The 23,545-nt window shown below is 69.7% G+C and carries 22 protein-coding genes; 16 read left to right on the top strand and 6 right to left on the bottom strand.

What is annotated here, in order from left to right; all coding sequences use genetic code 11:
* Positions 1–101 precede the first annotated feature (101 nt).
* On the bottom strand, positions 102–1,127 hold the full coding sequence (locus RNB18_RS36645) for an Lrp/AsnC family transcriptional regulator (protein WP_311718396.1): 1,026 nt from the start codon (positions 1,125–1,127) through the stop codon (positions 102–104).
* Between the two features lie 160 nt (positions 1,128–1,287).
* Here RNB18_RS36645 and RNB18_RS36640 point away from each other — a divergent pair, with 160 nt between their 5' ends.
* Both RNB18_RS36640 and RNB18_RS36635 read left to right on the top strand, forming a co-directional pair.
* Positions 1,288–2,841, top strand: a complete 1,554-nt coding sequence (locus tag RNB18_RS36640) for an AbgT family transporter (protein WP_311718395.1) — start codon at positions 1,288–1,290, stop codon at positions 2,839–2,841.
* A 28-nt stretch (positions 2,842–2,869) separates the two neighbouring features.
* On the top strand, positions 2,870–4,054 hold the full coding sequence (locus tag RNB18_RS36635) for a M20 family metallopeptidase (protein WP_311718394.1): 1,185 nt from the start codon (positions 2,870–2,872) through the stop codon (positions 4,052–4,054).
* A gap of 90 nt (positions 4,055–4,144) precedes the next feature.
* Here the strand turns inward: RNB18_RS36635 and RNB18_RS36630 are convergent, their stop codons facing one another.
* Complete coding sequence (locus RNB18_RS36630; RefSeq protein WP_174269201.1) at positions 4,145–4,792, bottom strand: hypothetical protein; 648 nt, start codon at positions 4,790–4,792, stop codon at positions 4,145–4,147.
* 304 nt (positions 4,793–5,096) lie between these two features.
* Here RNB18_RS36630 and hemL point away from each other — a divergent pair, with 304 nt between their 5' ends.
* From hemL to RNB18_RS36585, 9 genes are all read left to right on the top strand, one after another.
* Positions 5,097–6,416, top strand: coding sequence for a glutamate-1-semialdehyde 2,1-aminomutase (gene hemL, locus RNB18_RS36625; RefSeq protein ID WP_311718391.1), 1,320 nt, complete (start codon positions 5,097–5,099; stop codon positions 6,414–6,416).
* The gene (locus RNB18_RS36620) at positions 6,413–7,102 is read left to right on the top strand and encodes a histidine phosphatase family protein (RefSeq protein ID WP_266515276.1); all 690 of its coding nucleotides are present in this window, start codon (positions 6,413–6,415) and stop codon (positions 7,100–7,102) included. Before hemL ends, RNB18_RS36620 begins: the two co-directional genes overlap by 4 nt.
* A 164-nt stretch (positions 7,103–7,266) precedes the next feature.
* A complete protein-coding gene (locus RNB18_RS36615; protein ID WP_311718389.1) occupies positions 7,267–8,529 on the top strand; it encodes a polysaccharide deacetylase family protein in 1,263 nt (420 codons plus the stop codon).
* Between the two features lie 66 nt (positions 8,530–8,595).
* Positions 8,596–9,204, top strand: coding sequence for a TlpA family protein disulfide reductase (locus tag RNB18_RS36610; protein WP_311718388.1), 609 nt, complete (start codon positions 8,596–8,598; stop codon positions 9,202–9,204).
* A 1-nt stretch (position 9,205) separates the two neighbouring features.
* A complete protein-coding gene (locus tag RNB18_RS36605; RefSeq protein ID WP_311718387.1) occupies positions 9,206–9,979 on the top strand; it encodes a cytochrome c biogenesis CcdA family protein in 774 nt (257 codons plus the stop codon).
* Between the two features lie 3 nt (positions 9,980–9,982).
* Positions 9,983–11,761 carry a cytochrome c biogenesis protein ResB gene (gene resB / locus RNB18_RS36600; protein ID WP_311718386.1) on the top strand — a complete coding sequence of 593 codons (1,779 nt, stop codon included), beginning with the start codon at positions 9,983–9,985 and terminating at the stop codon, positions 11,759–11,761.
* A complete protein-coding gene (gene ccsB / locus RNB18_RS36595; RefSeq protein WP_062042013.1) occupies positions 11,758–12,858 on the top strand; it encodes a c-type cytochrome biogenesis protein CcsB in 1,101 nt (366 codons plus the stop codon). Before resB ends, ccsB begins: the two co-directional genes overlap by 4 nt.
* Positions 12,859–12,953: 95 nt before the next feature.
* Positions 12,954–13,352, top strand: a complete 399-nt coding sequence (locus RNB18_RS36590; RefSeq protein WP_311718384.1) for an SRPBCC family protein — start codon at positions 12,954–12,956, stop codon at positions 13,350–13,352.
* Between the two features lie 130 nt (positions 13,353–13,482).
* Positions 13,483–14,382 carry a transglutaminase-like domain-containing protein gene (locus tag RNB18_RS36585; RefSeq protein WP_311718383.1) on the top strand — a complete coding sequence of 300 codons (900 nt, stop codon included), beginning with the start codon at positions 13,483–13,485 and terminating at the stop codon, positions 14,380–14,382.
* Here the strand turns inward: RNB18_RS36585 and RNB18_RS36580 are convergent.
* Entirely contained in the window at positions 14,379–15,650 is a 1,272-nt protein-coding gene (locus RNB18_RS36580) for a PucR family transcriptional regulator (protein WP_311718382.1), read from the bottom strand. The genes RNB18_RS36585 and RNB18_RS36580 overlap by 4 nt on opposite strands.
* 93 nt (positions 15,651–15,743) lie before the next feature.
* Between RNB18_RS36580 and RNB18_RS36575 the strand changes: the two genes are divergently transcribed.
* The 3 genes from RNB18_RS36575 (at position 15,744) to RNB18_RS36565 (ending at position 18,080) form a co-directional block, all read left to right on the top strand.
* Complete coding sequence (locus RNB18_RS36575) at positions 15,744–16,193, top strand: nucleoside deaminase (RefSeq protein WP_266515249.1); 450 nt, start codon at positions 15,744–15,746, stop codon at positions 16,191–16,193.
* The gene (locus RNB18_RS36570; protein WP_311718381.1) at positions 16,186–17,160 is read left to right on the top strand and encodes an isopenicillin N synthase family dioxygenase; all 975 of its coding nucleotides are present in this window, start codon (positions 16,186–16,188) and stop codon (positions 17,158–17,160) included. The genes RNB18_RS36575 and RNB18_RS36570 overlap by 8 nt, the downstream gene beginning before the upstream one ends.
* A 92-nt stretch (positions 17,161–17,252) precedes the next feature.
* Complete coding sequence (locus tag RNB18_RS36565) at positions 17,253–18,080, top strand: hypothetical protein (RefSeq protein WP_311718380.1); 828 nt, start codon at positions 17,253–17,255, stop codon at positions 18,078–18,080.
* A 24-nt stretch (positions 18,081–18,104) separates the two neighbouring features.
* Here the strand turns inward: RNB18_RS36565 and RNB18_RS36560 are convergent, their stop codons facing one another.
* The 3 genes from RNB18_RS36560 to RNB18_RS36550 all read right to left on the bottom strand — a co-directional run bounded on the left by RNB18_RS36560 (position 18,105) and on the right by RNB18_RS36550 (position 21,091).
* Complete coding sequence (locus tag RNB18_RS36560) at positions 18,105–19,169, bottom strand: tetratricopeptide repeat protein (protein ID WP_311718379.1); 1,065 nt, start codon at positions 19,167–19,169, stop codon at positions 18,105–18,107.
* A 29-nt stretch (positions 19,170–19,198) separates the two neighbouring features.
* Entirely contained in the window at positions 19,199–20,620 is a 1,422-nt protein-coding gene (locus RNB18_RS36555; RefSeq protein ID WP_311718377.1) for a purine-cytosine permease family protein, read from the bottom strand.
* An 81-nt stretch (positions 20,621–20,701) separates the two neighbouring features.
* Complete coding sequence (locus RNB18_RS36550; RefSeq protein WP_311718376.1) at positions 20,702–21,091, bottom strand: PLD nuclease N-terminal domain-containing protein; 390 nt, start codon at positions 21,089–21,091, stop codon at positions 20,702–20,704.
* Positions 21,092–21,178: 87 nt separating this feature from the next.
* Between RNB18_RS36550 and RNB18_RS36545 the strand changes: the two genes are divergently transcribed.
* Both RNB18_RS36545 and mqnP read left to right on the top strand, forming a co-directional pair.
* Complete coding sequence (locus tag RNB18_RS36545; RefSeq protein ID WP_266560996.1) at positions 21,179–22,636, top strand: menaquinone biosynthesis decarboxylase; 1,458 nt, start codon at positions 21,179–21,181, stop codon at positions 22,634–22,636.
* Positions 22,633–23,535, top strand: a complete 903-nt coding sequence (gene mqnP / locus RNB18_RS36540; protein ID WP_306977811.1) for a menaquinone biosynthesis prenyltransferase MqnP — start codon at positions 22,633–22,635, stop codon at positions 23,533–23,535. Before RNB18_RS36545 ends, mqnP begins: the two co-directional genes overlap by 4 nt.
* The last annotated feature ends 10 nt before the right edge of the window (positions 23,536–23,545 follow it).

The raw sequence follows: 23,545 nt of genomic DNA, 5'->3' as shown, positions 1-23,545 counted from the left end.
CCCGAGGGCAGCGGGACCACCCCGCCCACGTTCGCCAGGGCCTGTCCGGTGTCCACTCCCCGCCGACCGGACGGGCCCTGGTCCACCTGCTGCCGGGCAATCTAGAGCAACGTCGGCGCGTGGAACTCCCCGAGGCCCGACACCCGGTCCCGGTCCAGCCAGTAGCGGCGCGGCTCCGCGAGCATGACGTCGACGCTGACGGTGATGATGCCGGGGATCTGCGCCAACTCGTCGTCGATGAAGCGGGCCAGCGCGGAGCGGTCGGTGACCAGACCGGTGGCGAGGACGGACATGTCGCTGGCCACGTGGGCGACGAGGCGGGTCTGGGGGAGCCGGTCGATGCGGCGCATGGCCTCGGGAGTCTCGCCGGGAGCGACGCGCAGACGGAGCATGAACGGGGTCTCGAAGCCGAGCCATTCCGACACGATCTCCAGGCGCGGCTTGACCCACTGCTCGTCCAGGACCCGGCGGACCACGCGATGCGCGGTGGAGGTGGCCAGCCCGGCCGCGCGGCCGATGCTCGCGGCGGAGGCCCGGCCGTCCCGCAGCAGCAGGGCCACCACGGTGCGTTCGGACTCGCTCAGGGGCTTCGCGGGGGGTGTCGCGCTCGCGGTGCCCTCCGGCTGCGCGCCGGTGAGCTTCAGCAGTTCGGCGCGTTCGGTCTCGGTCAGGAACTGCGGGTCCCAAGTGATGCCCCGGCGCAGGGTGCTGAGCGCCGGCAGGGCGTTGACGCGGCGGACCCCGGCCACGGAGAACATCCGGTCGATCGCCTCGCTGGTGGCCGCCTCGGAGGGGGCGTGCACGACGGCGTACAGCGGGTAGTCGCCGGAGATCTGTGCCAGGAGCTGGAGGTGGGGCAGGTCACGCAGCCGGTCGAGGACGGCGAGCGGAGTTTCGCCGGTGATGTCCAAGAACACGTGGATCGGCATCGTCGTGGAGTGCATGCCCCAGTCGGCCTGTCCGATGACGCGGACCATCCGGGCCTCGTGCAGACGGTCGTAGCGGCGCTTCAGGGTGCTGGCGTCGGCGGACAGGATCGCGCCGATGTCGTCCCAGGTGGCCCGGGGTGCCAGATGCAGCGCCCCGATCAGGCGCCGGTCGAGCTCGTCGAGCAGGGGGCGAGTCATAGCGCACAGGTTAGACCGCGGACGCTCGCCGGTTAATCCCACTGTTACACGCGTGCTCTAGAGAATCTCTCACGGTGCTGTCATGGTTTGCAGGAACATCCCTCAAGGGTGTTCCTGCGTGTCATCTCGAACCCCTCCCCGAACGCACGAAGAGGTACCCATGAGTGCCACCGCCACCGAGCCCCCTCCGACCGAGCCACCTTCGAGAGCCCTGCGCACCGCGTTCCGCGCCTTCGCCGCCATCGAGAAGGTCGGAAACAAGCTGCCCAACCCGTTCTGGCTCTTCTGGATCCTCGCGGGGGTCGTGATCGTCCTCAGCGCGATCCTGGCGGTGGCCGGGGTCAGCACCGTGCACCCCGGAACGCACGAGACCATCAAGGTGCAGAGCCTGCTCAGCAAGGCCGGCGTCACGACGATGGTCGAGGGGGCCGTCGAGAATTTCGCGACCTTCCCGCCGCTGGCCACGATCCTCATCGTGGGCTTCGGTATCGCGGTCGCCGAGGCGAGCGGCCTGTTCACGACCCTGCTGCGCCGCATGGTCGCCCGGGTGCCGGGCAGGTACCTCACCTTCGCGCTGTCGATGACGGCAATGGTCGCCCACGTCGCGGGCGACGCGGCGTACGTCACCCTCATACCGCTCGGGGCACTCGTCTTCCGCGCCGCAGGACGCAGCCCCGTCCTCGGCTGCATCGTCGCCTACGTCTCCATCTCCGCCGGCTACGACGCCTCCCCGTCCCTCACCACCACCGACGTCCTGCTGTCGTCGATCTCCACGGCTGCCGCGCACACCATCGACCCGCACTACACCGTCACTCCGGTCGCGAACTACTTCTTCGGCCTCGCCTCGTCCGTCCTCGTCGCCCTGGTCATCACGCTCGTCGTCGACAAGGTCATCTCCAAGCGCTCGGACCTGGCCCCCGACGAGCCGGTGAAGGCGCTGAGCGCCGAGGAGCTGAAGGCGGTCGAGGTCACCCCGGAGCAGCGCCGCGCCCTGCGGATGACCGGCCTGGCCGCCGTCGGCTTCATCGCGGTTCTGACCGTGGCCATGATCCCGGCGAACTCCCCCCTGCGCGGCGAGCACGGCTCCCTGGTCGAGTCCCCGGTGATCACGGGCATGTCGATCGTCCTGTTCCTGTTCTTCTCCCTGCTCGGCTGGGTCTACGGCCGCAGCGTCGGGACCTTCCGTACGGCAGCTGACATCGTCGACGCGCTGGTCGAGGGCACGCGCACCTATGCCCCGATCCTCGTCCTGTTCTTCGCGATCTCGCAGTTCCTCGCCTATTTCAAGTGGACGAACATCGGCAGCGTCATCGCCGTCGAGGGCGCGGAGACCCTGAAGGAGATGCACCTGGACGGCTGGACCGTGCTGGTCGGCATCGCCGTACTGATCACCTTCATGAATCTCGTGATCACCAGCGGCTCCGCCCTGTGGGCGCTGGCCGCCCCGGTGCTCATCCCCATGCTGATGCTCATCGGCATCGAGCCCCAGACCACCCAGGCCGTCTACCGCGTCGCCGACTCGGTCACCAACTGCGTGACCCCGATGAGCCCGTACTTCGCGATGGCGCTGGGCTTCATCCAGCAGCACAAGAAGTCCGCCGGCATCGGCACGCTGGCCTCCTTCACCATCCCGATCGCCGCCGTCGTCTGGGTCGTCTGGGTCGCGTTCTTCGTGGCCTGGTACCTCCTCGGCCTCCCCTTCGGCATCAGCTGACCCGGCCACCGACACGAGAGAGCCGACCATGACCGCATCGCCCGCACCCGCCGCCCTCACCGCCCGTGCCCAGGAGGTCGCGCCGGAGATCATCACCGACATCCTCACGCTCGTCCGTCAGGAGACCAGCAGCTACGACCTGGCCGCCCTCGCGGAGGGCCTGGATCTCCTCCGTGAGCTGGCCGTGCACCGGCTCGGCCAACCCGACCACGAACACCGGCACCCGGGCGGCGAGTGCGGGGACACCCTCACGCTGACCTACACCGGCACGGGCTCCGGCCACGTCATGCTGGTGGGGCACTACGACACCGTGTGGCCGACCGGCACGCTCGCCGACTGGGAGCAGCCGGAGCCGGACGGCGACGGGCGGGACAGGCTCAGCGCGCCCGGCATCTTCGACATGAAGACCGGTCTGGCACAGGGAATCTGGGCCCTGAAACTGGCCCGCGAGACCGGCACCGTCCTCCCCACCGTCACCTTCCTCTTCAACGGCGACGAGGAGATCGGTTCCCTGTCCTCGCGCCCGGTGATCGAGCAGGTCGCCCAGAAGGTCGACGTGACGCTGGTACTGGAGCCGACCGCGCACGGTGCCGTCAAGACGGGCCGCAAGGGCACCGGGATCTTCGAGGTCACGGCCACCGGCGTCGAGGCGCACGCCGGGCTCGCGCCCCAGGACGGGGCGAGCGCGATCACCGCGCTGTCCGAGTTCGTCGTCGCGGCTGCGGGCGTCGCCGCGCCCGACAAGGGCACCACGATCAACACAGGTCTCATCAAGGGCGGCACCGCCACCAACGTCGTCGCCGGGTGGGCCACCGCGAGCGTGGACATCCGGGTCAGCAGTCAGGCCGAGCAGGATCGCGTCGACGCCGAACTGGACGCCATCGACGTCAGCGACCCCCGCGTACGCATCAAGGTCGACCACGCCTGGAACCGGCCGCCGATGACCCTGAACGCCGCCTCCGCCCCGCTCCTCGACCTCGCCCGCGAGGTCGCCCGCGAACAGGGCCGTCAGGAGCTGCCCACCGCCTCCGTCGGCGGCGCCAGCGACGCCAACTTCGTCGCCGCCCTCGGCCTGCCGGTGCTGTGCGGCATGGGCGCGGTCGGCGACGGCGCCCACGCCCAGGGCGAGTTCATCCACCCCGACACCGTGCCCGCCCAGACCGCCCTGGTCGCGGGCCTGCTCATACGGCTGGCAAACCCTCTGCGCGGCTGAACACGGAAGCGGCGCACACCCGACGGCCTCGCCAGGGACATGAAAAAGGCGGGGCCCGAAAACCCCGCCCGCACACCATGAAACCCCAGCTCACGGCCACACAAGGCAGTACGGCTGATGCCCCGCCTCATGCAACCTGTGGCTGAAGTCCTGCCACTCGTGCAGCAGTTGGTACACGTTGAACGCGTCCCGCGGGCCGCCCCGGTCCGGGACCGTCGACCAGATGAACGCCGCCGCGCCGACCGCTTCCTCGCCTATGCCGCGCAGCGGGTCCACGACCGTCATGGGGAGCTTGACCACCGCGTAGTCGGGGTGCAGGACGACCAGTTCGAGCGGGGGGACCTTGTGGAGGGGGACGCCTTCGATGCCGGTGAGGACCATCGCTGCCATGGTCTCCGGCTTGATCTTGGTGAACATGCCGTTCATGCCGAGCTCGTCGCCGCCGAGTTCCTCGGGACGCATCGAGATCGGGACGCGGGCCGCGGTCGCGCCGTCGGGCGCGCCGAAGTACTTGTACGTCACCCCCACCCGACCACCATTCCTGCTTCCCGCCCTCAACGGATCGATCCGACGTTCGATACGTCGCTCGTCGCGTTCCGACTCATCCGGGGTGCCCGAGGCGCCCCGCCCCTGACGTGTCTCGGCCGCTTCCTCCGCCTCGCGTCGGTGCCTTCCCCGCCGGGCACGTCGAGGACCCAGGTCGTCGGTCCCCTCGCCCAGTCCGCCACCGCGATGCATATCTCCACCCGACTGCTTTTCTAGGACGCGCGACCCCCGCCGCGCAACCCGATCATCGTGTCAGTGACCTCCCCCACGGCCGCCCGCCGAAACGTGCGCTGAAACACCTGTCCGCAGGATCTTCGCAGCCCCTGAACAAACGGCTCCGTGCCATCGTCTCCGTGAGCTGTGTGTATCTGCATCCAGTTTCGCAGATCGCCGGGGACCGGGGGCTTTCGAGGCCTGGCCTACCCTGAGGTAGTCACCGGCAATGGTGTCCGAGAAAGTCCGAACACACCGGAGAAGGTCGGAGTAGTCGCAGGATATGAGTGAATTGCCCTATTCGTACGATGCGCCTGTCTCGCAGGCCCTGTTCGACCGCGCGTCCGTCGTCACGCCCGGCGGCGTGAACTCCCCGGTCCGCGCCTTCCGTGCCGTGGGCGGCACCCCCCGCTTCATGGTGTCCGGCACCGGCCCCTACCTGACCGACGCCGACGGGCGCGAGTACGTCGACCTCGTCTGCTCCTGGGGCCCCATGATCCTCGGACACTCCCACCCCGAGGTGATCGCCGCCGTCCAGGAGGCGGTGTCGAAAGGCACCTCCTTCGGCACCCCCGGTGAGGGTGAGGTCGCGCTCGCCGAGGAGATGGTCGCCCGCGTCGAACCGCTGGAGCAGGTGCGGCTCGTCTCCAGCGGGACCGAGGCCACCATGTCCGCCATCCGGCTCGCCCGCGGCTTCACCCGGCGCACCAAGGTCATCAAGTTCGCCGGGTGTTACCACGGTCACGTCGACTCGCTGCTGGCCGCGGCGGGCAGCGGTGTGGCCACCTTCGCGCTTCCCGACACCCCGGGCGTCACCGGTGCCCAGGCCGGCGACACGATCGTGCTGCCGTACAACGATCTCGAAGCCGTCCACGAGGCCTTCCACCGGCACCCCGGTGAGATCGCCTGTGTGATCACCGAGGCCTCGCCCGGCAACATGGGCGTTGTGCCGCCGCTGCCCGGCTTCAACCAGGGGCTGAAGGACGCCTGCACGCAGAACGGCGCCCTCTACATCTCCGACGAGGTCATGACCGGGTTCCGGACCAGCCGCAGTGGCTGGTACGGCATCGACGGCGTCCGGCCCGATCTCATGACCTTCGGGAAGGTCATGGGGGGCGGGTTCCCCGCCGCCGCCTTCGGGGGACGCGCGGACGTCATGGCCCACCTCGCCCCCGCCGGGCCCGTCTACCAGGCCGGCACCCTCTCCGGGAACCCCGTCGCCACCGCGGCCGGCCTCGCCCAGCTGCGGCTGCTCGACGACGCCGCCTACGTCAGGATCGACGCCGTCTCCGAGCAGATCCGGTCGCTGGTCTCCGAGGCGCTCGGCAAGGAAGGCGTCGCGCACACCGTGCAGAACGCCTCCAGCATGTTCTCGGTGTTCTTCACCGACCGGCCGGTGCGCAGCTACGAGGACGCCAAGGCGCAGGAGTCCTTCCGGTTCACCGCCTTCTTCCACTCCCTTCTGGAGAACGGCGTCTACCTGCCGCCGTCCTCCTTCGAGTCGTGGTTCGTGTCCACGGCCCATGACGAGCAGGCGGTTCAGCGGATCGCCGACGCCCTTCCGGCGGCGGCCCGAGCGGCGGCGGAGGCCACGGCAGCATGAGCACCTCGACCAACAGCGACATCACCGTCGTCCACCTCATGCGGCACGGTGAGGTCGCCAACCCCGACGGGGTCCTGTACGGCCGTCTCGGCGGGTACCACCTGTCCGAGCTCGGGCGGCAGATGGCCGACCGGGTCGCCGAGCACCTCGCCTCCCGGGATGTCACCCACGTCTGTGCCTCCCCGCTGGAGCGGGCGCAGGAGACCGCCACACCGATCGCCAAGGCGCACGGCCTCGACATCGCGACGGACGAGCGGCTCATCGAGGCCGAGAACGTCTTCCAGGGCAAGACCTTCGGCGTGGGCGACGGGGCGCTGAAGAACCCGGAGAACTGGAAGCACCTCGTCAACCCGTTCAAGCCGTCCTGGGGCGAGCCGTACGTCGACCAGGTCGTCCGGATGAAGGGCGCGCTGGATGCTGCGCGGGACCGGGCGCGGGGGCATGAAGCCGTGCTGGTCAGTCACCAGTTGCCGATCTGGATCGTGCGGTCGTACGTCGAGAAGCGGCGGCTGTGGCACGACCCGCGCAAGCGGCAGTGCACGCTGGCTTCTTTGACGTCCTTCACGTACCAGGGCGACAGGATCGTGTCCGTGGGCTACAGCGAGCCCGCGATCGATCTTGTGCCGGTTCATCTCCGGGCGGGTGCAAAGCCGGTGAAGGGCAAGAGCAAAGCCTTCGGGGCGTAGCCGGGTCGTGGGGAACTGGCGGTCCGTCGTGGCTGGTCGCGCAGTTCCCCGCGCCCCTTTGGGGCGCGCTTCTGTTACCGAATCCGGAAAAAGTGCCGGAACCTCCCCCTTCGTTGCCTCCTCTGACTGGGTGACCACCAGAGAACGTGACGAATCGGGGAAGCATGCACTCTCTCACCCGAAGGGGAGCAATAGGTATCGGAGCGGGCGCCGCAGCCGCCGTGGGGCTCTCGGGATGCGGAACACTCACCGGGTCGGACGGGGTGGCCCACACCTCGGCCTCCAAGCCCACGCACGCGCCGACGCCGACGGCCCGGCCCATCGGTGACGGCTCCACCTCCTTCACCGGCAAGCAGCCCCACCAGCCCGGCAAGCCGGTGCCGCTGGAGCCGGGTCAGACCCCGCCGCAGTTCGTGATCTTCTCCTGGGACGGCGCCGGCGAGGTCGGCAACGGCCTCTTCCCGCGCTTCCTCGATCTCGCCAAGAAGCACGACGCGCACATGACCTTCTTCCTCTCCGGGCTGTATCTGCTGCCCGAGTCGAAGAAGCGGCTCTACGACCCCCCGAACAACCCCCGTGGCGCCTCGGACATCGGCTACCTCACCGACGAGCACGTCAAGGCGACCCTGACCAACGTCCGCCGGGCCTGGCTCGAAGGGCACGAGATAGGCACCCACTTCAACGGCCACTTCTGCTCCGGCTACGGCACCGTGGGCAACTGGACGCCGGCGCAGTGGCGCTCGGAGATCGCGCAGGCGAAAGCATTCGTCAAGGAGTGGCGCACCAACACCGGCTGGACCGACCTGCCCGCGCTGCCCTTCGACTACGAGAAGGAACTCGTCGGCGGCCGCACCCCCTGTCTGCTCGGCCAGGACAACCTGCTGCCCACCGCACGCGAGCTCGGCTGGCGATACGACGCCTCCTCGCCCGGCGGCCGCCAGGTCTGGCCCGAGAAGAAGAACGGCATCTGGGACCTGCCCCTGCAGGCGATACCTTTCCCCGGCCGCAGCTTCGAGGTCCTGTCCATGGACTACAACATGCTCGCCAACCAGTCGATCAACTCGACCAACGCGCCCGCCTACAACTACCCGGCCTGGCGCGAGCAGTCCGCCGGCGCCTACATCTCCGGCTTCGAGCGGGCCTACGAGACCAACCGCGCCCCCTTCTTCGTCGGCAACCACTTCGAGCACTGGAACGGCGGCATCTACATGGACGCCGTCGAGCGGGCCCTCACCCACATCGCCCGGGAGAAGGAGAAGGGCGCGGACATCCGTCTGGTCTCCTTCCGGCAGTTCGTCGACTGGATGGACGTCCAGAAGCCGGAGGTCCTCGCCAAGCTCCGCACACTCGATGTCGGCCAGGAACCCGTGGGTGGCTGGAACGGGTTCCTCAAGGACACCTCCGCGACCTCGTCGAACGCCGCCTGAAATGCGGGTTTCCGCCCACAAGGGGGGTGGGCAAGATCCCCAGAACGGGCATGCGAAACTTTTCACATGAGTGCCGCCAGTCGTAGCCGCTCCCGAGTCCGTACCACCCTGCTCAGCGCGGGTGCCGCAGCCGCAGCGCTGACCCTGTCCGCCTGCAGTTCGGGCGGCACCTCGGGCGGAGGCGGCGACACCAACTTCATCATGGGCGCGGACGGCATCTCCACCGCCAAGCAAGGGGACCGCGGCACCGCCCCCGACCTGTCCGGCAAGACCGTCGACGGGGGACAGCTCGACGTCGCCGACTACAAGGGCAAGATCGTCGTCCTCAACATGTGGGGTTCCTGGTGCGCCCCCTGCCGGGCCGAGGCGCCCAACCTCGAGGCGGTCTCCAAGGAGCTCAAGGGCCAGGACGTGCAGTTCGTCGGGGTCAACACCCGCGACACCAGCGTCCAGAACGCCCGCGCCTTCGAGAAGGACATGGGCATCACCTTCCCCAGCCTGTACGACCCGACGGGCAAACTGATGCTCCGCTTCGCCAAGGGCACCCTCAACCCGCAGGCCGTGCCCTCCACGCTCGTCATCGACCGGGACGGGAAGATCGCCGCCCGCTCGCTGGCCGCGCTCAGCGAGAGCAAGCTGCGCAAGATGATCAACCCGGTCCTCGCGGAGAAGTGACGTGAGCGCAGTCGTCACGCTCGCCGCCGAAACGGGTTACAACGGCACCGTCCTGAACGGCGCGTTGCTCCTCGCCCTGCCCATCGCGGTCCTCGGCGGCCTGGTCTCCTTCTTCTCGCCCTGCGTCCTGCCGCTGGTCCCGGGCTATCTGTCGTACGTCACCGGCGTCACCGGCACCGATCTGGCCGAGGCGCGGCGCGGCCGGATGGTCGCGGGCGCCTCCCTGTTCGTGCTCGGCTTCACCGCGGTGTTCGTCTCCAGCGGGGCGCTCTTCGGCTACTTCGGCCAGACGCTCCAGGAGAACCAGAGCGTGCTGTCCAAGGTGCTGGGCGGGCTCATGATCCTCATGGGCGTCTTCTTCATGGGCCTGATGCCCTGGATGACCCAGCGGGAGTTCCGCTTCCACAACAAGCCCACCATGGGCCTGGTCGGGGCCCCGCTGCTCGGCGCGCTGTTCGGCATCGGCTGGACCCCCTGCATCGGCCCCACCCTCGCCTCGGTGATCGCCCTGTCCTCCCAGCAGGGCAGCGCGGGCCGCGGTGCCATACTGACCGTCGCCTACTGCCTCGGCCTCGGGTTGCCCTTCGTGCTCGCCGCGGTCGCCTTCCGCAAGGCGCTCGGCGCCTTCGGCTGGGTCAAGCGCCACTACGTCTGGGTCATGCGCATCGGCGGCATCATGATGATCGTGACCGGACTGCTGCTGCTGACCGGCGCGTGGGACCGCCTCGTGCAGGACGTCCAGTCCTGGTCCGCCGGCTTCACTGTGGGGATCTGATCCATGAGCAAGACCACACCCGCCACCCCTGCCGGCCCCGACGCTCCCGTCGGCGACCAGGACCTCGGCGCCGCGGGCTCCCAGCTGTCCACCGCGCCCGCGGAGAGTCTGAGCATGCCTGCCTTGGGGGTCGTCGGCTGGGCCCGCTGGTTCTGGCGCCAGCTGACCTCCATGCGGGTCGCGCTGCTGCTGCTCCTGCTGGTGGCGCTCGGTGCCATCCCCGGCTCGCTGATCCCGCAGAGCGGGACCGACGCCACGAAGGTCGCCGACTTCGTCAAGAACAACCCCACCCTCGGGGACGTCTACGACAAGCTCGGCCTCTTCCACGTCTACAGCTCGGTGTGGTTCTCCGCGATCTACATCCTGCTGTTCGTCTCCCTCATCGGCTGCATCGTGCCCCGCACCTGGCAGTTCGTCGGGCAGCTGCGCAGCCGTCCGCCGGGCGCCCCGAAGCGGCTGACCCGGCTGCCGGCCTACACCACCTGGCGCACCGCGGCCGAGCCCGAGCGGGTCCGCGAGGCAGCGCTCGTCCTGCTGAAGAAGAAGCGCTTCCGCGCCCACCTCACCGGTGACAACGTCGCCGGTGAGAAGGGCTATCTGCGCGAGATCGGCAACCTCGCCTTCCACATCGCGCTCATCGTGATGCTGACCGCGTTCGCCTGGGGCCAGCTCTTCAAGTCCGAGGGCAACAAACTGGTCGTCGAGGGCGACGGCTTCTCCAACACCCTCACCCAGTACGACGACTTCAAGTCCGGGAACCTCTTCGACACCGGCGATCTGGTGCCGCTCAGCTTCACCCTGAACAAGTTCACCGGCACCTACGAGACCTCCGGCCCCAACAAGGGCACCCCGCGCCTCTACCAGGCCGCCATCACCTACAGCGAGGGCGCCTACGGCAAGGACCACAAGACCCTCGTCAAGGTCAACGAGCCGCTGGAGATCGGCGACGCGAAGGTCTACCTCACCGCCCACGGCTACGCGCCCCTCATCACCGTGCGGGACGGCAAGGGCAACGTCGTCTTCCACGACGCGGTCGCGATGCTGCCGCTCGACTCCAACGTCACCTCCACCGGCGTGGTCAAGGTCCTCGACGGCTACAAGAACCCCAAGGGCGTCAGCGAGCAGCTGGGCATCTCGGCCTTCTTCCTGCCCACCTACACCACGGGCAGCGAGACGGCCTCCACCTTCCCCGCGCTGAACAACCCGGTGCTCAACCTCACGCCGTACCACGGTGACCTCGGTGTCGACTCGGGCATCCCGCAGAGCGTGTACCAGCTCGACAAGTCGCATGTGAAGGGGTTCAAGGACTCCAAGGGCGCGCAGCTCAGGGAGAACCTGAAGCCCGGCCAGACCTTGCAGCTCCCGGGCGGGGCCGGTTCGGTCACCTACGAGGGCACCAAGCAGTGGGCGAACTTCCAGGTCGTCCAGCAGCCCGCCAGCGGCTGGGCCCTCGCCGGCGCCCTCACCGCGATCTTCGGCCTCGCCGCGTCCCTGTTCATCCAGCGCCGCCGGGTGTGGGTACGGGCGGTGCGCGGCGCCGACGGGGTGACGGTCGTGGAGATGGCCGGCCTGGGCCGCAGCGAGTCGGCGAAGGTGCCGGAGGAGCTGGGCGAACTGGCGGGGGTTCTCTACGACCAGGCGCCCGGGGCACCCGACCCCGACGCAGCCCCCGACACCCAGCACTCCGCCAAGTCCGCGGTCGCCGACCCCGCCCCGGAGCCGAGCACCGAGCCAACCACCCCCGACCCTCAAGTCGTACCTGCCGAAAGGCCTGAGAAATGACTCTCGCCGCCGCAACCGAGTTGGCCACCGCCACCAACGAGCACCTCGCCAACATCAGCAACACGCTGATCTACTCGTCGATGGCCGTCTACACGCTGGCCTTCTTCGCCTACATCGCCGAATGGCTCCTCGGCAGTCGCAGCAAGGTCGGCCGGACCGCCGCCGCGCTCACCGCCGACGCGAAGGCCAAGGCCAAGGCGCCGGCCGTCACCGTGAACAAGGGCGGCAGCACCGCCGTACTGGAGCGGCCGCAGGTCGTGGTGCGGTCCGCGGCCGGATCGCGGGACGTGCCCGACGGGCCCGGTGCGCACGGCGGGGACGAGCAGGGCGACCTCTACGGGCGTATCGCCATCTCCCTCACGGTGCTCGCCTTTCTCGTCGAGCTCGCCGGGGTCGTCGCCCGCGCGGCCTCGGTGGAGCGGGCGCCCTGGGGCAACATGTACGAGTTCAACATCACCTTCTCCACGGTGGCCGTCGCCGTGTACCTGGGGTTGCTGGCCCTGAAGAAGAACGTGCGCTGGCTCGGGCTGTTCCTGGTCACCACGGTCCTCCTCGATCTCGGCCTGGCCGTCACTGTCTTGTACACCGCCAGCGACCAGTTGGTTCCCGCCCTCCACTCGTACTGGCTGTACATCCACGTCTCCACCGCGATCTTCTGCGGTGCGGTCTTCTACGTCGGCGCGGTCGCCACGATCCTGTACCTCTTCAAGGACAGCTACGAGAACAAGATCGCGTCCGGCGGCACCCCCGGCAGGTTCGCGAACTCCGTCCTCGACCGGCTGCCCGCCTCCGCGAGCCTCGACAAGTTCGCCTACCGCGTCAACGCGGCCGTCTTCCCGCTGTGGACGTTCACGATCATCGCGGGCGCCATCTGGGCGGGCGACGCGTGGGGCCGCTACTGGGGCTGGGACCCCAAGGAGACCTGGTCGTTCATCACCTGGGTCGCCTACGCCTGCTACCTGCACGCCCGCGCCACCGCCGGCTGGAAGGGCCGCAAGGCCGCCTACCTGGCGATGCTCGCCTTCGGCTGCTGGCTGTTCAACTATTACGGCGTCAACATCTTCGTCACCGGCAAGCACTCCTACGCCGGCGTCTGAACCCACGTGCGGCCAAGGCCGGTTCCCCGTGACCCAGGTCATGGGGAACCGGCCTTCGCCGTGCGGACGACCGGGCTCCGCGCCACCCTGGAGTCATGAGCGGTTCCGTCGAGCAGGGCAGCAGCCGGACCCACGGCAGCACCCGCATCCTGCACTTCCTGGTGCGGCTGCCGGTTCCCATGGAGACGGTCTGGCCGGCCGTGGCCACCGTGGAGGGGCTGGGGGCCTGGTGGGCCGGGGTGGAGGTGCTCGAACCCCGGCTCGGCGGCGCGGTCGAGCTGCCAGGCCTGGGGGAGGGGCAGGTCACCGCGTGGGACGTGGACCGGGTCGCCGAGTACACCCTGGAGCGGGGCGACCGGGTCCGGTTCCATCTGGAGCGGGACGGGGAGGCCGGGGCCGTACTGCGCTTCACGCATGAGTACGAGGGGGAGGGTGAGACCGAGCCCGGGTGGCGGGCTCGGTTCGAACGGCTGCTGGAAACCCTGGACGCCTAGAAGTGTCCGGTCGGCACGGGACAGGTCGGTAGTCCGCGCCGTCTGGACATTCGGCGGTGGATTTTGACACGGTGGGGTGCGCCGGCCCGTAATCGAACACGTGGTCGATGACGCCTTTCGGGAGGCCGTCGTGTCCCTTTCCTTCTATGCCGCCCAGAGCACGTTCTCCGACCCGGGCGATCTCGCTCACCTCTACGGCGACTTACCGCGTGACGTCGGCCAACTGGCCCGTGTCGTACGGGATGTGATGATCCATCGCGTCGAGGGCGAGCTCTTCGGGCACACCCATCCGGCCGACCGCCTGCACAACGACGCGGAGTCCCGCTACATCGACGACGTCCTGCGGATCATCGTCGACCGGAACGACGCCCCGCTGACCGTGCGCCGCGAGCCCGGCGACCGGTTCGTCGGGACCTGCCGCGACTTCACGCTGCTGCACGTGTCCTTGCTGCGCCATGTCGGCATCCCGGCCCGGCTGCGGTCCGGGTTCGCCGACTACTTCTTTCCGACCCGCTTCCACGGTGACCACGTGGTCACCGAGTACTGGGACGAGAAGCGGGGCTGGCTGCTCGCGGACGCGCAGCTGGCCGACCCCGAGATCACCGCCAACTGGCCCGTGGACTTCGACCCGATGAATGTCCCCCGGTCACGTTTTCTCGTCGCCGGGGAGGCCTGGCGGGCGATCCGGGAGGACGGGGCGGACGACACGGAGTTCGGGCTGCACCGGCCGACCGAGGGGCCCTTCTTCGGTGAGCGGTTCGTGACCGGGAACATCCGGCTCGACCTCGCCGCGCTGAACAAGGTGGAGACGCTGTTGTGGGACGTCTGGGGTGAGGACGAGGGGGAGCCGGGGACGCCATTGCCGGAGGCGTCGCGGGAGTTCTACGACCGGGTGGCACCCGTGGTGAGCGGGGACGTGTCGTTCGAGGCCGCGCGGAAGCTGTTCGCCGAGGACGACGTGTTGCGGACGCCCCGGACGGTGACCTGCTACGCGCCGTTCAACGGGACCAGCCTGGTCACCTTGCGCTAAGCGGTTCGTTTGAAGTGCGGCGCCGTCGTGGCTGGTCGCGCCCCTGAAGGGCGCTCCACCAGCCGGTGTGCGCATGTTGCCGTCAGCAACTCGCCCAGCAGTTCCGAGTCGTTGATGTCCAGTCCCAGCAACGTCTCTATGCGTTCCAGGCGTTGGTACAGGGACTGGCGGCCTATGTGGAGAAGGGCCGCTGTGCGGGTCGGTGAGCAACCGTTTCGCAGGTGGGTTTCCAGGGTGCGGACCAGGTCGCTCGAGTGGGATGCCTCCCAGGTCAGTAGTGGGCCCAGGGTGTGGTGGACCAGGGCCGAGAGGCGCTCTCGGTTGGCGTCCAGGCCGCCCCTGGTCAGCTCGCGTTCCAGGGCCAGCGCCCTCGACGAGGTCACCAGAGGGCCGTCCGGTACACCCGGCTCCGCGGCCGGGACTGTCAGCGCCAACTCCAATGTCGTACGGGCCGCCCGCAGCGTGTCGCTCCAGCGCAGCCAGCCGCTGCCCTCGGCGACAGCGTGACCTACGGCCACGGTGAGGCCAGGGGCGGACATCGTGCGGAAGGCCTCCTGGACCGCCTTCACCGGGTCACCGGGGCGCGCCCCCGGCAGGGACAGCAGCGCCAGCACGTCCCCCGGGAACGCGGCCCGCAGCACGCCCGCACCGCCGAGCAGCCGTACCGCGCGGTCGACCGTCCCGACCTCACGTGTGCCGTGCAGGGACACGCCGACCAGGCGGGCACCGGGCCCGGGATGGAAGCCCGCGAGCGCCGCCCGCGCCTCCACCTCCGGCTGGTTCAGCGCCGCCCGGTCGGCCAGGTCGGCGAGCAGGGCCGCCGTATGGTCGTCGCCCCATGGCCGTACGACCGCACGGCCCGACAGCCCACGGGCCACGATCGCCCGGTTGGCGGCCTCCGTGATCCGGACGAAGGGCACGACCCGGTGCATCGCCAGCAGCGGCAGCTCACGGCGGCGGGCCTCGTCGATCACCTCGGCGGGCATCGCCGGCAGGGACCGCCCGACCTCCACGGCCAGCCCGGCGACGCCCCGGGAGGCCAGCTCGCGGACGTAGCGACGGCGGACCTCGTCGTCGGCGTCCATCAGCCCGAAACCGTTGGTGAGCAGCAGCTCGCCGCCGTCCAGGAAGTTCGCGCCCTCGTAGACCTCGCTGGAATGCACCCAGCGCACCGGGCGGTCCAGAGCGGTGTGTCCGGCCAGGAGCTCGGGCTCGGCGGCGCGCACGGGATCGAGGGCGAGGATCTCGCGAAGAGTGAGTGCGGGCATGCGCGCCTCCCGACAGTTCGTCCGGCTGTGGGCTGCCGGGAGAGTACTTTCCGCACGTTGCCCTCGTGTTTCGGCCACAGGAGAGTGGGAGACATGGATCAGGCACAGGCTCACACGTGGCTCGCCACCGCCGTCGAGGAGGCCCGCGCCGGGCTCGCCGAGGGCGGCATCCCCATCGGGGCCGCGCTCTACGGTGCCGACGGCACCCTCCTCGGGCGCGGCCACAACCGGCGCGTCCAGGACGACGACCCCTCCATGCACGCGGAGACGGCCGCTTTCCGGGCGGCGGGACGGCAGCGGTCGTATCGCGGTACGACGATGGTGACCACCCTTTCGCCCTGCTGGTACTGCTCCGGTCTGGTCCGGCAGTTCGGGATCGGGCGGGTCGTCGTCGGGGAGGCCGCCACCTTCCACGGCGGGCACGACTGGCTGGCCGAGCACGGTGTGGAGATCGTGCTCGTCGACGATCCCGAGTGCGTCCGGCTGATGCGCGACTTCATCGAGAAGAACCCGGCACTGTGGAACGAGGACATCGGTGAGTGACACCCCCCAGCCCCGCATCCCGACCATCGACCTGCGGCCCTGGCTCTCCGCGGACCCCGACGCCCGCGCCGCCATCGCCCGCACCCTGGACGAGGCCCTCCAGACCGCCGGGTTCTTCCTGGTCACCGGACACGGCGTCGACCCGGCCCTGCGCTCCCGCATCCGGGAGGCCTCGCGGACCTTCTTCCGGATGCCCGTCGACGTCAAGCAGCCGTACACCGCGAAGGTCGGCGGCCGTGGCTGGCTCGGGCCCGGCGCCGAGGCCAACGGCTACTCCGAGGGTACGGAGACCCCGCCGGACCTGAAGGAGTCGCTGACCTTCGCCACCCACGAGCCCTTCGAGGACCCGGTCGTCAACGCGGAGTGGTACGCGCCGAACGTCTGGCCCGCCGAAGTGCCCGAGCTCCAGACGCTGTGCGAGGAGTACCTGGAGCGGATGGGCGAGCTGGAGAAGCGCCTCCTGTCGCTCCTCGGCGAGGCCCTCGGGCTCGAACCCGACTTCTTCTCCCGGCACATGGACCATCCGACGTACGGCTTCAACATCAACTGGTACCCGGGCACGGAGGTGATCGGGGAGCCGCAGCCGGGCCAGTTCCGCATCGGCCCGCACACCGACTTCGGCACGGTGACGATCCTCGACCGGCAGGCCGGCAAGGGCGGGCTCCAGGTGTTCACGGACGAGGGCGGCTGGGAGGACGCGCCCTTCGACCCGGACGCCTTCACCATCAACATCGGTGACCTGATGGCCCGTTGGACAGGGGACCGGTGGCGGTCCGGACGGCACCGGGTGCTGCCGCCCCCGGCCGACGCGCCCGCCGAGGAGCTGATGTCCCTCGTCTACTTCGGTGAGTGCACCCCGGGCACGACCGTCGAGTCCGTACCGGCACCGATCGGGCGGGTGGCGCACGAACCCGTCGACTCCCACGTGTACTTGAGGGCGAAGCTGGACTCGATCACGGTCGACTGAAGCGATACCAGGGTCACCCGTAGGGCCCTCCGGCCACGGGGGATACAGTGCGACGGCCGTTTTCCGGGGCGGCCGTCGCAGCTGGGGGAGACATGAGGAAGCGCACCGCCGTACAGGGACTGCTGGTCACGGCGACCGCCCTCGTCGCCGCGGCCGCCGGAGTCGGCGGCACCCTGCTCTACCAGCGGATCACCGCCCCGGACACCTCGGCCGTCGACGCGCAGGCCGCCGCGCTCGCCCAGGACCTGCGCCAGGACCTGACCGCCGGCTTCTACTCGGCGGGCGGCGGCACCTACGGCGGGCAGTTCACCGAGGGCACGATCGTCGCGCAGGTCGAGGAACACGGCGGCGCGCTGCTGAGCATCGACGCGGACGGTGCCCTCGGCCACACCGCCGAGGTGATGCTGGGCTTGGTGCCGCCCACCGGGACGACCGTCTCCGCGCACGCCTACCCCGTCCGCTGCTACCGCTTCACCTTCGCCCGCGGCGCCTTCAGCGTGAAGCACACCGACATGACCTGCCCGAACGCCCAGGCCGACGGCCGACCCGGCAGCCTCGCCGCACAGATGGGCGGACTGCTCGCCCGGCAGCCCGCCACCGCGAGCGCCTACCGCAAGATGTCGGCCGCCGGCTACGACCACACCGCCGACGGCGCCACACGGTTCCTGACCGACAAGCGCCTGGTCTCCGCCAAGGACACGGTGACCGGCCTCTCCGGCAGGGAGGCCGGCACCGGCGTCTACGCCGTGGCCCTGCGCGTCAACGGCGTCTGCCACTACCTGCGCATGGACTCCGGGTCCGCCGCCGCCGGGCTGATCCCCCTGTGGGCCGCCCCGGCCGACGAGCAGAAGGCCTGCGAGCCAGGAAAAGCGGCGACGGCGTCGGCCCTGTACGGAACCGATCCTGCAAAGGAAGGCTGAGCCAGCCCCATCCAGAGGACACCCCTAGCCGACCAGTCCCCTCCGCTGCTCGCTGAGGCTCTCCACCGCGCCCCCCTTGAAGTTCTCCCGAGCCACGGCAATCGCATCGTCCAGCACCTGAAGCGCCTCATCGACACGCCCCCGCTCCGCCAGCAGATCGGCCAGCTCGGCAGGCGCGTCCGCATACGCCCGCAGCACGTCGATCGCGTCCTCCTGACGCCCCTGCACATCCAGCAGGTGGGCCACCTTCTGTCCGGCGAGCCGCAGGGTGTCCTCCGGTTCCCCCGGTGGCACCGCCCGCACCGCGCCCACGGCCAGCAAGGCCACCGCCTCGTCGGCCCGGCCGTCCGCCACGAGCAGGTCGATCAGCAGCCGGAAGACGTGCGCCTCGCCGGCATCGACGCGGGCGCGGACCACGGCGACGGCCTCGTCCACGTGGCCGAGGCGCTCCAGTGTGAGCGCGAGTTGGCGCGCATGCCGTGAGATGTCCCGCTCGGCCAGCCGACGCAGCTCGTCGAGCATGTCGTGTTCGGCGAAGATCTGCGCCACCATCTGATCGGCCGGAGCGGCCCGGTCCTCGAGGGCCATGGCGTGCACCTCCTCGATCCGCCCCTGCGCGAGGAGCAGATGGGCGCGCAGGGCCCACTCCCGCCACGTGTCGCCCGGGGCGGCCAGCACCGTGACGGCCCGGCCGAGGAGGTCCCGGGACCGCAGCAGTTCGACCAACTCGTCGCGTATGTCCGGGTCCTGCGCGTACAGCCCGATCTTCAGGAGGGCGGCCGTGATCCAGACGTCCTCCTGCCCGGCGAGGGCCCCGGCCAGTACGGCGTCCAGGCGCGGGAGTCCGAGGCCCGCGTCCGCCAACTCCCGCAGCTCGTCCAGCAGTCCGTGTTCCGCGCAGTACCGGGCCAGGTACAGCCGGGCGTACGGCTCGTGGCGGACCTCGGCCCGCAGCACGTCCAACCGGCCCTCGTCCAGCAGCCTTTGGGGGTACAACCCCGGGGGCTGTCTGTCGAGAACGGACACCAGCGGCAGCCGCCACCGGCGTTCCAGTAGTACTGCCCCTGTGTTCCGTACGTCCTCATCCATGACGTGAGTCTCCCCGGTCCGAGGGGTGGTCAGTCGGCGTCAGGAACCACTCGAACAACGGCTGCGGGACGGAACCGCCCCCGCAGCGCCGCGTACAGCAGCGCGCTCACCGCGAAGCCGACCACGGGGGTGATGTCCCCGAAGGACGGCCAGTGCTCCGGCACGTAGCCGACGTAGTCCTCCTGGTTGGAGAAGAGCGGCACGGAGACCGCCACCCCGATCAACAGGGCTGCAAGGCCCGGCCAGTTGGTGAAGGAGCGGTCGGTCAGACGGGCCGCCGACTGCTCCTGGGGCACCCGCGCCCGCAGCCACCGCTCCACCAGGACCACGCCCAGCCACGGCGCCACCCAGTACGCGATCACCAGCAGGAACGCCTCGTACGCCGCCCCCGCGTCCGAGAGCGAGGCCCACGCCGCCGCCGTACCGGCCACCCCGGACACCACGACCAGCACGCTCCGGCTCAGCCAGGCGGGGAGGTTCAGGCCGAAGGAGGCGATCGAGATCGCGCCGGAGTACACGTTGAGGGCGTTCGCCGAGACCGCGCCCAGGATGATCGCGAGCAGCACCAGGTCGCCGAGCCAGCCCGGGAGATGGCCGGTGAAGGCCGCCGTCGGGGTCGCGTCCTTGGGGGCCACGATGGTCGCCGAGGCCGCGCCGATCACCGCGACCACGGTGACCGACAGGAAGAGGCCGAGCGCGGGGTACAGGACCGTCCTGGCCTTGTTCGCCGTACGGGGGAGATAGCGCGAGTAGTCCGAGGCGTACGGGTTCCAGCCCGCCGCGTAGCCCCAGGCCGCGCTGAACGCGAGCAGGAAGCCGCCGATTCCGCCGCCCGTGCCGCCCCCGCCGAGGTGCGCGTCCTTGAAGGTCCACACCCCGGCCAGCAGGAAGATCACCGTCAGGGCGGGGAAGGCGTACTTCTCGAAGACGTGGACGAAGTTGTGGCCGATGAAACCGATCAGGATCTCGGCGGCCACCACGAGGAGGAGGGACGGCAGCGGCCGTAGCCCGGTCAGGGTGTTGAGCGCGAAGGCCGCGCTCACGCTGTTCACCGCGAACCAGCCGACGCCCGCCACCAGGCCGTTGGCCGCGGCGGGCAGGATGTTGCCGCGGTGGCCGAAGGACAGGCGGCCGATCACCATCTGCGGCACCCCGAACCGCGGCCCGTCCAGGGACAGCACGCCCTGGGTGAGCGCGCCGAGCGCGGTGCCGAGCACGATGGCGGCCGTGGCCTGCCAGAAGCTCAGACCGAAGAAGAGGACCGCGATCACACCGATGAAGACGGTCGCGAACTCGATGTTCGGAGAGGCCCAGGTCCACAGCAGTTGCAGCGGACCGCCGTGGCGTTCGGACTCGGGGATGGGTTCCGAGCCCGCCGACTCGACGGCGATGACCTTGTCACCATAGGCGGGAGCGAGGGTGCCGGCGGAGTCGGCGGGAGCTGTCGTCATGCGAGGTAAGTGTCCGGTTCGCGTCCACTCCCGCCCAGGGGCGCAATGTCCGCTTCGGGGGGCTCGGCGGCGTACAGCTTGTCAGTCGGCCCTGGGGTCCTCGCCGGACTCGCGGCGCTTCAGCTCCTCCTCGCGGCGGCGCAGGTCGGCCTCCCAGTCCTTCAGCAGGGCCTCGTCCTTCTTGTTGTCCGCCTTCAGGGAGTTCAGGAACTCCGGGTTGTCGTCGGGAGCGACGTACTGCGTGCGGTGGTTGCGGTGCCACTCCGAGGGCGTACGGCCGTTCGCCGGCGGGGTGCGCAGCTTGCCGGCCGCGAGCCACGCGACGGGGCCGACGATCCAGAACAGCAGGATGATGAAGACCCAGGCGATCTTGGGGAGGTGCTTGGCCTCGTCCTCGGGGGTGTTGAGGCAGTCGATGAACGCGTAGATCGTCAGCGCCAGCGGGATCAGGTACATCAGCAGCCGGAACATGTGCTTTTGGCCCCCAGGGAACGTTGTGTGGAGCCTGTGACAGGCCCCTGACGGGGTCAGGGTAGCGGCTCGGGGATACTGGACCCCATGGCTTACGACGATCTTCGCTCCCTGCTCAGGGCACTGGAACGCGAGGGAGACCTCAAGCGGATCAAGGCCGAGGTCGACCCGTATCTCGAGGTCGGGGAGATCGTCGACCGGGTGCAGAAGGCGGGCGGTCCCGCGCTGCTCTTCGAGAACGTCCGCGGGTCCGCGATGCCGCTCGCCATGAACGTCTTCGGGACCGACCGACGGCTCCTGAAGGCCCTCGGCCTGAAGTCGTACGGCGACATCTCCGAGAAGATCGGCGGACTGCTGCGGCCCGAACTGCCGCACGGCTTCGTGGGCGTGCGGGAGGCCTTCGGGAAGCTCGGCGCGATGACGCACGTCCCGCCGAAGAAGGTGAAGTCCGGGGACGCCCCGGTCCAGGAGGTCGTCCTCACCGGGGACGACGTCGATCTCGACCAGCTCCCCGCCCTCTTCACCTGGCCGCAGGACGGGGGTTCCTTCTTCAACCTGGGCCTGACCCACACCAAGGACCCGGAGTCCGGGATCCGCAACCTCGGTCTGTACCGCCTGCAGCGCCACGACAAGCGCACGATCGGCATGCACTGGCAGATCCACAAGGACAGCCGCAACCACTACCAGGTCGCGGCCCGGCGGGGCGAACGCCTCCCGGTGGCCATCGCCTTCGGCTGCCCGCCCGCGGTCACCTACGCCTCCACGGCCCCCCTCCCCGGCGACATCGACGAGTACCTCTTCGCCGGGTTCATCGCCGGCAAGCGGATTGAGATGGTGGACTGCAAGACGGTCCCGCTCCAGGTCCCGGCGCAGGCCGAGGTGGTCATCGAGGGATGGCTGGAGCCGGGCGAGATGCTGCCGGAGGGACCCTTCGGCGACCACACCGGGTTCTACACCCCGCAGGAGCCGTTCCCCGCGCTGAAGATCGACTGCGTGACGATGCGGAAGCGGCCGCTGCTCCAGTCGATCGTCGTAGGCCGCCCCCCGACGGAGGACGGACCGCTGGGCCGTGCGACGGAGCGCTTCTTCCTTCCGTTGCTGAAGATCATCGTGCCGGACATCGTGGACTACCACCTGCCCGAGGCGGGCGGCTTCCACAACTGCGCGATCGTCTCGATCGACAAGAAGTACCCGAAGCACGCGCAGAAGGTGATGCACGCAGTCTGGGGGGCACACATGATGTCCCTGACCAAGCTGATCGTGGTCGTCGACGCCGACTGCGACGTGCACGATCTGCACGAGGTCGCCTGGCGGGCGCTGGGCAACACGGACTACGCCCGTGACCTCTCGGTCGTCGAAGGACCCGTCGATCATCTCGACCATGCCTCCTACCAGCAGTTCTGGGGCGGCAAGGCGGGCATCGACGCGACGAAGAAGTGGCCCGAGGAGGGCTACACGCGCGACGGCGGCTGGCCCGACATGGTGCTGTCCGACCCGGAGACGGCGGCGAAGGTCGACCGCCGGTGGAAGGAGTACGGCCTGTGAGCAGCGCCTCTGCGGCACTCCCGCAACCGGGACGCACGAAAGCCTTCCTGCGGCTGGTGATGATCGAGCACTCGGTCTTCGCGCTGCCGTTCGCGTACATCGCCGCGCTCACCGCGATGTTCGAGTGGGACCGGAACATCCACTGGGGGCGGCTGCTCCTGGTGACGATCTGCATGGTCGGCCTGCGGACCTTCGCTATGGCGGTCAACCGGATCATCGACCGGGAGATCGACGCGCGGAACCCCCGGACGGCACAGCGCGAGCTGGTCACCGGTGCGATGTCGGTGAAGCACGCCTGGACCGGGGCGCTGGTCGCGGTCGTGGTCTTCCTCGGCTCGGCGGCGCTGCTCAACCCGCTGTGCCTGGCGCTGGCCCCCGTCGCCGTCATCCCGATGGTGGTCTACCCCTACGGCAAGCGGTTCACGAACTTCCCGCAGGCCATCCTGGGTCTCGCCCAGGCGATGGGACCGGTGGGCGGCTGGCTCGCGATCACGGGGTCCTGGTCCTGGGACGCGGTTGTCCTGGGGCTCGCCGTGGGTATCTGGATCGGCGGGTTCGACCTGATCTACGCCTGCCAGGACGTGGAGACGGACCGCGAGATCGGCGTCATGTCGGTGCCGGCGCGCTTCGGTATCCCGGCGGCGATCTGGGGTGCCCGGGTCTGTCACTTCCTGACGATGTCCCTCCTCATCTGGTACGCCGTCGCCACGGAGGCGGGTGGGTTCTTCTGGGTGGGGCTGATGATCGTCGCGGGTGCGTTCGTGTACGAGCACTCGATCGTGCGGCCGCATGATCTGTCCCGCCTGAACCGGGCGTTCTTCAGCGTCAACGGCTTCATCGGGATTGCCCTGTTCGTGTGTGCGTTGCTGGATCTGCTGGTGCGGGGACTGACGGTCTGAGGCGGCCCCG

Origin of the sequence: Streptomyces doebereineriae (assembly GCF_031845645.1) — a bacterium.
Classification (GTDB): Bacteria; Actinomycetota; Actinomycetes; order Streptomycetales; family Streptomycetaceae; genus Streptomyces; species Streptomyces canus.
The sequence above is the reverse complement of the archived record's forward strand: the minus strand, read 5'-3'. Positions and strand labels throughout refer to the sequence as shown.